At 68.0% G+C, this 9,307-nt stretch carries 9 protein-coding genes; 1 reads left to right on the forward strand and 8 read right to left on the reverse strand.

Features of this window, described 5'->3' with window-relative positions; all coding sequences use genetic code 11:
* Positions 1-190 precede the first annotated feature (190 nt).
* The 7 genes from H8R17_RS27750 to H8R17_RS27780 form a co-directional block, all read right to left on the reverse strand.
* Complete coding sequence (locus H8R17_RS27750; RefSeq protein ID WP_187825955.1) at positions 191-1,591, reverse strand: site-specific integrase; 1,401 nt, start codon at positions 1,589-1,591, stop codon at positions 191-193.
* Positions 1,585-1,788, reverse strand: coding sequence for an AlpA family transcriptional regulator (locus H8R17_RS27755; RefSeq protein WP_187825956.1), 204 nt, complete (start codon positions 1,786-1,788; stop codon positions 1,585-1,587). Before H8R17_RS27755 ends, H8R17_RS27750 begins: the two co-directional genes overlap by 7 nt.
* Positions 1,785-3,272 carry a replication initiator gene (locus H8R17_RS27760; RefSeq protein ID WP_187825957.1) on the reverse strand — a complete coding sequence of 496 codons (1,488 nt, stop codon included), beginning with the start codon at positions 3,270-3,272 and terminating at the stop codon, positions 1,785-1,787. Before H8R17_RS27760 ends, H8R17_RS27755 begins: the two co-directional genes overlap by 4 nt.
* A gap of 150 nt (positions 3,273-3,422) precedes the next feature.
* Positions 3,423-4,151 carry a DUF2637 domain-containing protein gene (locus tag H8R17_RS27765; protein ID WP_187825958.1) on the reverse strand — a complete coding sequence of 243 codons (729 nt, stop codon included), beginning with the start codon at positions 4,149-4,151 and terminating at the stop codon, positions 3,423-3,425.
* Positions 4,152-4,202: 51 nt separating this feature from the next.
* On the reverse strand, positions 4,203-5,609 hold the full coding sequence (locus H8R17_RS27770) for an FtsK/SpoIIIE domain-containing protein (RefSeq protein ID WP_187825959.1): 1,407 nt from the start codon (positions 5,607-5,609) through the stop codon (positions 4,203-4,205).
* Entirely contained in the window at positions 5,610-5,816 is a 207-nt protein-coding gene (locus H8R17_RS27775; RefSeq protein ID WP_187825960.1) for a hypothetical protein, read from the reverse strand.
* On the reverse strand, positions 5,813-6,172 hold the full coding sequence (locus H8R17_RS27780; protein ID WP_187825961.1) for a hypothetical protein: 360 nt from the start codon (positions 6,170-6,172) through the stop codon (positions 5,813-5,815). The genes H8R17_RS27775 and H8R17_RS27780 overlap by 4 nt, the downstream gene beginning before the upstream one ends.
* A 169-nt stretch (positions 6,173-6,341) precedes the next feature.
* Between H8R17_RS27780 and H8R17_RS27785 the strand changes: the two genes are divergently transcribed.
* Complete coding sequence (locus H8R17_RS27785) at positions 6,342-6,842, forward strand: GntR family transcriptional regulator (RefSeq protein WP_187825962.1); 501 nt, start codon at positions 6,342-6,344, stop codon at positions 6,840-6,842.
* A gap of 1,574 nt (positions 6,843-8,416) precedes the next feature.
* Here H8R17_RS27785 and H8R17_RS27790 read toward each other — a convergent pair.
* Positions 8,417-9,253 (reverse strand): protein kinase, encoded by an 837-nt coding sequence (locus tag H8R17_RS27790; RefSeq protein ID WP_187825963.1) that lies wholly within the window; start codon positions 9,251-9,253, stop codon positions 8,417-8,419.
* Between the last annotated feature and the right edge of the window lie 54 nt (positions 9,254-9,307).

Below are 9,307 nucleotides of genomic sequence, written 5' to 3' on the forward strand. Positions count from 1 at the left end.
GTTGCATTCAGGAACCGGCCCCGCCACCGGGCTCCTTGGGAAATCTTTGATTTCTTGCGGCGGAAAAGAAAGGCTACGCCAGCCGTCAATGTCGGCCTTCACAATGTGTCGTGAAGGCCGACGTCACGTTCAGCGCCCAGGATTCGCCAACAGCTTCCACAAGGGACGCTTCTACAAGCCGGTTCTCCGCCTACTCGTTGCGCTCATCGATCGCGTCGAGAGCCTGTTGGATCTGCTGGTTCGCCCGCGCTTGGTTGCGATGAATCGCCTTGGCGTAGAACCGGAACAGAACCGCGATGCTGTGTCCGGCCCGGCGTGCGACTTCGGCCGGGGAGACGCCGGACTCAAGCCAGAGCGAGACGCCCGCGTGGCGCAGGGAGTACGGCACGTCAGCCAGCGGTGAGGCAGCCTCGGACTCTGTCAGCACCGCGAGCCGGGCCGCCTTCCAAACCTCTCCATACTCCTTGGACAGGAGGTGGCCACCCTGGGACGCACGGAACAGCCGACCATCTTCGGCCGTGCCGAACTCCTTGATGTGCTCGCGGACCAGGCGGACGAGAACGGGCGGAATGGGCACCGGCCGGGTCGCCTTTCGAGCCCGCTTCTTCAGGCCGCGCGTATCGAACGACTCGCCGGTATCGGTCCAACCCGAGCCGATTCGGGGCATGCTCGTGGAGAGCAGGACTTCACCCCAGCCCTCTTCGGGAAGGGTGAAGTCGTCCTCACGCAGACTGACCGCCTCACCAGGGCGGTTGGCCGCGTAGTAGAGGCAGCCGAAGAACGCCGTCAGATGCCGCCCGCGTTCGCCCTGCTCGGTGACAGCATCGATGAGGGCCTTTGCCAGCTTCGGGCCGGGGACGAACCGGAAGTCGATCTCGTCATCGGTCTCGGGCGCTGTCCAGTCCACCTTGTCGAGGGGCAGCGTCGTCAGCAGCTCTCGTTCCACGGCGTAGCGCAGGCAGTTGCTGAAGACGGTTCGCTTGCGGTTCACCGTGTTCTCGGCAGCGGCCGTGCCGTCCTGCTTCAGCTTCAACGCGTCGAGGGCGGTCCGCACCACCGACGGTGTGTTGAGGTCGGTGATGTCCACCGACTTGCGAGCGATCCAGTCCAGCGCGGCCACGATGTCGGCCGGGGGTTCTTCGAGGTCAAGACGGGGCTTCAGCGTCCCGTCGTCGTCCAGGGCGAACCTGTAGACCCACGAGTAGAGCGCGATCCGTATCACCTTGGGGGCCGGAGCCCCGCGCTTGTCCTTGACCAGCTTCGGCGTGATGGTCGCCAGCGTGTCAGCAATGCTCGCGCGGTGCTTGGCCGAGGCGCCCGGCCACTTCATCTCGGCGTACGCACGGGTATGGGCGTACCAGGTGGAGGAGTTGAGCGCCTGCACCTCCGAGGCGGGCAGGCCGGTTTCCGTGTCGAACTGCTCGCGGTTGCGTAGTGCGGTCAGCAACTCCGAGCGTCGACCGTCGGCCTGAGCCTTGATCTTGTAGCTCTTTGAGAAGGGCCGGGGACCGACGCGCCACCGGAGCTGATAGGCCGCCGCACGGTCAGGCCGCTTGCGGATGCCCCAGATCTGAACGTCGTAGGTCAGCATGCTTCCGGCACCTCACAAGCGTCGAACCAGGCGTCGAGGTCGGCGCGGCGTATGCGGATCTGACCGTTGGGCAGCTTCAGATGCCTGGGCGCCTTGCCCCGAGCGCGCATCCGGTAGAAGGCGGCCCGGGACACCCCGATCTCGTCCAGAGCTTCGGCCAGCTTCAACGTCTGCCTGTTGGCCTTGGGAGTGGTCACAGCCAGGGTTCTCCTTCGGACTTGATGCGTTCGGCGTGGGCGATGTCGTGGCGGACCTGGGCGGCGAGGAGTTCTTCGCCGGGGCGGTAGCCACTGCTGAGGTAGGTCCAGGAGGAGGCGGTGACGAGGGTGGTGTTCTCCTCGGTGGTGGGGAGGCCGGCGCGGGTGCGGGCGGCTTCGGCCTGGGCCAGTCGCCAGGCGCGGCGTACGTCGCGAAGGGCGCCGAGGGTGGTGGAGTAGGTGCGGGATTTGGTGGAGAAGTGGCCGCGGAAGCCGAGCATGTGGGCCCACTTCCAGAGCTTGAGGTGGGCGAACTCCGGCAGGTGGCCCAGGGCCCAGGCGGTACGGATCATCTGCCGTACGTGCTGCTGGATGGGCAAGGCTTGGATGGGTTCGGCCTGTCCGGTGCCGTCGCAGTCGGCGCATCGGTCGTGGAAGCCGTCAGGGCCGCGTACGTAGCCACGTCCGGCGCAGGGACGGCACATCAGGGTGCGGTCCACGGTGCCCGCGCCTTCGGCGTTCTTCGTGGCGTACTTGGCGACGTACCCGGCGACCTTGGCGTCTGTGTACTCGGCAACACGCGCGTCGGTGAGTTCGCCGTCGCCCAGGGCCGAGATGGGGTCGACCTTGAACCGGCCGCCCCAGGCGATGACGCGTTCGCCGATGGCGTCGGAGGCGACGGTGAGCCGGGCACGCTCGACCGCCAGACCCACGGCGGCACTCAGGGCGTCGAAGGTGGCCCAGGCCGGGGGTGGGCTGGTGTGGCCGTCGGGTCCGTCGAAGCGGATCACGGCGTGGAAGTGGACCAGGCCGCGCTTTTGGTACTCGGCGACCTTGGCGAACGAGACGCGCAGGGCGGCGTTCAGCGCCTTCTGCGTCATGCCGAGGTGTTCGGCCAGGGCGCGGCGCAGGTAGGTGGTGAAGCGTGCCCACAGTTGCCCGGCGTGCGCGTTCCAGAGCACGGCGCCCGTGTAGTCGTAGGTGGCCGGGTCGAGCGGGGTGCCCAACGCCGGGTCATTCTCGGCGTGTTGGGCGCCGCAGCGGCAGGGACGGGGCTTGCCCGCGTGGTCGGTCTTGCGGTTGTGGACGGGACCGAACGAGGGGGCGGTGAGGGTGACGAAGGCGCGGGGGTGGTCGCGGACGGTTTCGGCGACATCCTTGCCGCCGGACAGTCCGGCCTTGATCAGGTGGTAGGTGTCGGCCGCGTACACCCGTGAGCAGGCGGGGCAGCGGGAGGCGCGGCGGTTGCCGCAGGTGGTCAGCAGGCGTCCGGAGGGTTCGTCTTCGGAGCGGTAGGAGCGGACCACTTGCTTGGTGGCCTGGTCGGTGGTGACGGTCCAGCCGTGGAGGTTGATGGGGCTGGTACAGCCGTGCAGGTCGCGGACCTGTTCGGTGACGCGGTTGAAGTCGTGGGTGTTGGCCAGCTCGATCAGGTCCGGCAGGCTGGGGCTGATGACGTGGCGCAGGTCGAGGGGGCGGCGCATGGGTGGCGGGGTCTCCCTTCTGGCGCGATGGTGGGGGCCTGCGGGCAGCAGCGATTCAGTGCGCTCGGGCTGCTGCCCGCAGGCATGACGGATCGGGCCCAGGGGCGGGCGAGGGGAAGGAGCCGGGAAGGCCGGCGAGGAGACGCGGCTTTATAGAGCGGCGTGGAGCGCAGTGGCCATGGGCAGGCCGATGCCGAGCCGCATCTTGAGCTGAGCCGGAGTAATCGTTTCTCCGTGCTCGGCATGGTGCGATGCGGCGATCGAGCGCGCTTCGGTCAGTAGCGGCTCAGGCACCTTGACCGCAGGCACGGCCGGGGCGGGAGCCATGGCGGGTGCGGCGGGGTGGGGCTGTGAGGGAGCAGGCGCCGGAACGGGGGCCGGGGGTACGGGCTTCGAGGCGGGTTCCGATTCGCCGGAGGCCGGGGCGAGGTCTTCGGCGGGTTCCGTCTTGGCAGCCGTGGGGGCGGTGGCGTTGGAGGTGACCGCGTGGAAGGCGCGCAGCAGCTGCGGCCCGACGGCTCCCCAGCCGAGGAGGAGCAGGGGTGCCACGGCGTCGACAGCAGCGCGGCCGTAGTGCCCAGCGACCACAGGTTCGGCGATGTTGAGGGCCAGGGTCAGCAGCCCGGAGAAGTGCATCAGCCGGGTGGCCGACTTCATCTGCTCGGCCGGGACGCCGCGCAGAGAGAGGTAGCGCAGGGCCACCAGGAGGCCGACCACGGACAGGTCCACCATGGGGGCGATGAGCGGTGCGATCGGGGCGGGGACGCCAAGGCGCAGGGCCAGGGCCCAGACGTTGCCGAAGGAGAAGACGAACGCCAGCGCGGCGATGGTGATCATCACGGCGGTGATGGTGCGCTGAGTGATCCGGTCCTCAGTCATGAGTGTTCACCTCCTTCCGGGTGAAGCCACGAGGGGAAGCCCGACAGGTTGTCAGGCCGCGATGGGCGGGGTGGTGTTGTCCGGGCCGGACTTGCCGAGTTCGACGCCGGGGAGTTCGGCGGTGAGCAGGTCGGCCGGGTCGGCGGTGAGGTGGGCGGTACGGGCGGCGATGTAGGCGGAGTCCCTGCCGGACACGAAGGGCGTGCGGATGCGGGTGAATCCGGGCTGCGACTGGTGGTTCATGGAGGCGACGCCGACGTAGGCACGGTCCTGGAGGTTGATCGGGTTGGCGTCCGGCCACTCTCGGATGTCCTCACCGAGCGCGGCGACGGCAGCTTCGGCGGTCTTCTGCGCGAAAGACAGGCCGATGGGGCACACGTCGCGGATGAACGTCGGGATGGCGTCACCGGTGGACTTCTGGGTGGCGAGGATGACGAGGATGCCCATGCTGCGGCCCTTCTTCACCAGGTCCTCGACGAGCCGGGCGTTCTCGGCGGCGAGTGCGGCGAGCTTCTTCGTCTTCGGGTCGCTGCCCTTGTGGTCGCGGAAGTAGGTGTGCGCCTCATCGATGATCACGACGACGAGCGGCCACACTGCGGACGGCCCGACCTCCCACATGCTCTGCACCCCGAGGATGCGTTCTGCGGCGGAGACACGGGCGCGGCGCAGCTCCACCAGCCGCCGGAACAGGGCGTTGGCCTCTTCGAGGTCGTCACCGACGAAGTCGAACATCCGCTTCACGAGATGGGCGTAGTCGCCCTCCCTGGCGGTGGACACCTTGCCGTCGGCGCACACGAACTGAATCGCGGGCGAAGGTGCCCAGTCGCAGATCAGCCGGTTGATGAGCGAGGTCTTGCCGAAGCCGGGAAGGCCGGCCACGGTCACGCCGGGCACCTGCGTGAGGTCGACGGACACCGGCTGCGCGTACTCGTCCAAGCCCAGGTCCCACCGGGCGATCTCCTCCGGCACCTCACCCGTGGGATGGTGCTCGGTGGTGAACTTCAGCGGATCGAGTCGGACACCACGGATGACCACCTGTCCGGGCTTGTCCTGGGTGACCGCGACCCGCGTGCACCTCCAGGCGTCCGCCAGGTGCGGGGCCGCCTTCTGGAACTGCTCCAAGCCCACGCCGGGCAGACAGGTCGCCCGCGCGATCACCCCGTACGCGTCGTGCGTGACCTTCAAGGCCGGGATCAGGACGCGGGGCCTGACGGGCTTGCCGTCCGTGCTCGCCAGCGACGCCATCGGGGTGGGCGTCTTGTCCGTGGCCGACAGCTTCAGCATCGGCGCGAGCCGCTTCCAGCCCCGCCGCACGCGCACGGCCTGCCGGATGGACTGCCGGGTCATGGCATCGGCGCGCACGTAGCGGACCACCCACACCACCGCCCACACGGCGAACACGGCGAGGCCGAGCAGCGCGACGAGCGGGGCCAGGCCGAACACCTCCTGCACAGACATTCATTGCTCCCTGGGGTTGTAGAGGAAGGCCGCGAGGGCCGATTCGAGGGCCGCCCAGTCATCGACAGCAGCCAGGCGGGGGTAGCCGTAGCCGACGAGCACGGCCGCCACCGAGTTCACGAGCGACTCGGTGAACCGGGGGTCCGGCCCGGCGTGAGCCAGCGGGTAGCTGCGCTCAGCGCCGAACCGGAAAGCGGTGCCGCTCACGCCGCGTCAGCGGCCGGGGCGGGGCCGCCGACAAGGTCCAGGCGGTCGGCGCGGTAGGCGATGCCGTCCGAGAGCTGGCCGTTGAAGATCCGGGCCCACGGGGTGGCGAACAGCTCCACCGGCATGACCGGCAGACCCGGCTTGAGGCCGTTGGGGAGACCGGTCTCCGGAATGGTGATCTTCAGCGCCTCGGCACGGTCCTCCTCCATGAAGAAGAGGGTGATCGTCATCAGCTTCGCGCCGGTCTCACGATCGGTCGCGAACTGGGTCTTCTCGGCGTCCGCGTACTTCGGCACCGGCAGGGTGCCGACCATGAACGACGCAGTCGGGAGCAGGCCAACACGGATACGGGCCATGGGTGTTACGTCCTTTCGGTAGGTGCTCCGCCGGGTGGCGGGGCGTGATCTATAGAACCTCGCTGACCTAGCACTGTCAAGTCACAAGGGTGAGCTAGGTATCAACTGACGCAGTTCAGCTATGTCAGTGGGGTGTGCTAGGGGAGCTAGGAGTCGCTACCCTTGGGGCATGACTCCCGCGCCAGAGAAGAAGCAGGACCGCCGGCCGCCGTATCAACACGCAGCCGACGAGCTCCGGCGCGACATCAAGCAAGGCCGCTTCAAGCCCGGCGAGCAGATGCCGTCCGTCCGTGAGCTGCAAGAGCGCTTCGGCGTAGCCAATATGACCGCAAGAAGTGCCCTGAACGTGCTGCGGGACGAGGGGCTGATCTACACCATCCATGGCCGGGGCAGTTTCGTCGCCGACGTCGCCGACCGCACGGGCGAGTTCACCATCGACTACAACGCGCCCGCCTGGTACCTGGCCAAGAAGGGCAAGGGAGAGCCGGGCGAAGAAGTCGAGGAGGGGGAGCCCGACAGCGAATCCGCCGGGTCCTCCCTCATCGAACTACTCGCCTCCCTGCGTGACGAGATCCGAGCGCTCAGCGCGGAGCACCAGGAATTGCGCCGGGAAGTCGATGCCCTGAAGAAGGCTCAGCAACCGCCGCCGTCCTGGCCGCCGCAGTCTTGAGCTGAGCGACCTCCTGTCGCATTTGCATCGCTTCACGGCCGAGCCTTGCCACCGTGGCCCTCATGTCGCGGACCAGTGCGGCCACCTCTGCCGCCTCCCGGCTGTGAATGGCGATCAGCTCCCTTTCTGAGTCGCGTATCTGCTCGGTCATGTCTCCCCGTTCACTGCTGTGCCGTTGTTGCGTTCAGCCAACCGCCGGAGGCTTGCCCGAAGGCGTGCCCAGCGGCCATCCTTCGCCGGATCAGGGCTTGCCCGTGTCGCTCGGCAAGCCGTCATTGCGGCTGTTGAGTTAGGTCTACATGCCAGACCGGACACGTACGAGGCGCGCGGCACTGCACTCCCGCAGGGCGGGCAGAATCCGTCCTTCGGATTCCGCTGCATCCCGCTGGACGGGAAAGCGCGATTGCGTGCGCTCACGTCACTTGTCCTTCCATCCGTCGGCCAGGAGCATCAATAGTCCGGAGAATCGCCGGTTTGGGTAACCGGCACTTCGGTGCTATGTTGCGCCGCTCGATCCATCGGGGATCGCCTATAGGGGTGCCGAAATTCGCATCGGCGTGACCCCTACTTCTCTGATCCACGCCACTTCTCCATCTCCAGTCGGACGCCTCTCCTCGCTTGCTACAGGTGCCGTAGAAGCAGTCGGTGTGACAGTCGCCGGGCAAAAATCAGCCCACCACTCACCACCGACCACGAGACCGACCACCAACACCCGACCAAGGTCACGAAACGGTCACGGGGTGGCCTGGTAAGTCCCGACCACCGCGCAATGGCATCCTGCAATCCCCCGCCTGTGGATAAATTCCGCCGACCGCCGGAACGAATGGGCGTGGATGCGCATCTATCGGACCTAAAGCGGCGAAGGAACCGGCGAGCGGTCGGGAAGCCGAGGTCAGTGCATGGCCGCGCGACCGGCCAGGGGCCCAGGGCAGCGGAGCTGTCCAGAGTTTCTTTACTGGATCAAGGCGGCCCGCCTGCGGCGGGCCGCGCGCGCTGGCGGCCAGGGGCCGCCGCCGCTCCTTGTCTCCGCCACCGCTCCGGCGGCCCCCACCCGCTCAGCGCGCAGCAACGCCAAGGCGGACAGCCAGACCAGGAAGCAACCCGACCAGTCCGAGCACCAGGACCAGGCCGACACCGACCAAGCGAGACCCGACCGCCCGACCAGCCCACGCTTCGCAGCCGCCGGACTCCAAAGCCGCAGGCACGCCCATGTGTCGGGGCGTCGACAACGCCCAGGCCGGAACCGGCGCGAGGGCCGTGACGACTAAAGGAAGCGTGGCTGAGGCCGGCGGGGGTTGCTGGAGACACACGTGACGGGTCCTCGTTCGGCGAGCCCGCCGCCGTGGCTGACTTTCGGTGGCTCAGGTCAGAACGGGGAGTCGGACGACCGGACAGCAACAGTGCCCCTCTCGAACTCGACACTAGGGAGCAGGGGTTGCAGCCGCACCCGCAGCCGAGCACGCCGAGCACCCCGGTACCATCGGCACCGGGGTCCTGAACAGGGCTTCCACGACCGGACCACCCGGAATGCTGTCCAGGCTGAGGGTGGTCCGGTCAGGTGTTTGGTGGATGGTTCAGCTCAGGGCCTTACCGACTTCGTAGATCGTTGGCCTGTCTTCGGGAGCGGGACTGAGCATGGCGTCGATCAACTCACCCAGTTCGCCACCCACCTTCACAGGCCGCCGTTTGCCGCTCGCCACGGCCCTTCTCTGCTCAGGGCGTGGTGCGTCGTCCGGGTACTCGACGGCCCGCCAGCCCGTGGCGGAGATGAGCAGGGATGCGCCCAGGGCGTAGATGTCGGCTTCCTGCGTGGGCTCAGCCTCTCCGGTGGCGAGCACGCTGCGCGCGATTTCCGGCGCCTCGTAGTGGACGAGGCAGCCGCGGAACGGGAAGTCGTACCCCTCGGGGATGCGTCCGCCGTGCGCAAGGGCCAGGTCGATGAGGTGCGTCCGTTCCGGGCCGATGATGAAGTGTGCGGGCTGGACGTCACCGTGAGCCCAGCCCTTGGCGTGCAGTTCGGCCAGTGCTTCCACGCAGCCCAGGGCCACGCTGGTATGCGGCTCGATGCGCGAGTCCGGCGTACGGCAAGGCTCCAACAGCTGGTAGAGATCTGGCCCCTCGCGCCACGGCTGGAAGTTCCAGGTGCCGCCCTCCCACTCGCCGTACGCGAAGTCATGGAACCCGAGGCGGTACAGCACGGAGCCTTCACGTGCGGGTGCGAGCGCCGTCCACGGCTGGGCAGGCCAGCCAGCCGTTGCCTCGATGGGATAGCCGACCTTCACGGCGTAGTGGCCCCGATGGCTCTCGACCTCCCAGACCATGGAGCCCCGGCGATTGAGGACCAGGCGCTGAGCGGTGGGCATGAGCGCATCGAGCACGACGATCGGCAGTTCAGGGGGTGTCCCGGACAACGTCTGTTCTCCTTCCGGACGGCGCGGCCGACCCCGCATCGAGGTCGGCCGCGC

The organism is Streptomyces sp. TRM68367, from assembly GCF_014495685.1.
Lineage (GTDB): Bacteria > Actinomycetota > Actinomycetes > Streptomycetales > Streptomycetaceae > Streptomyces.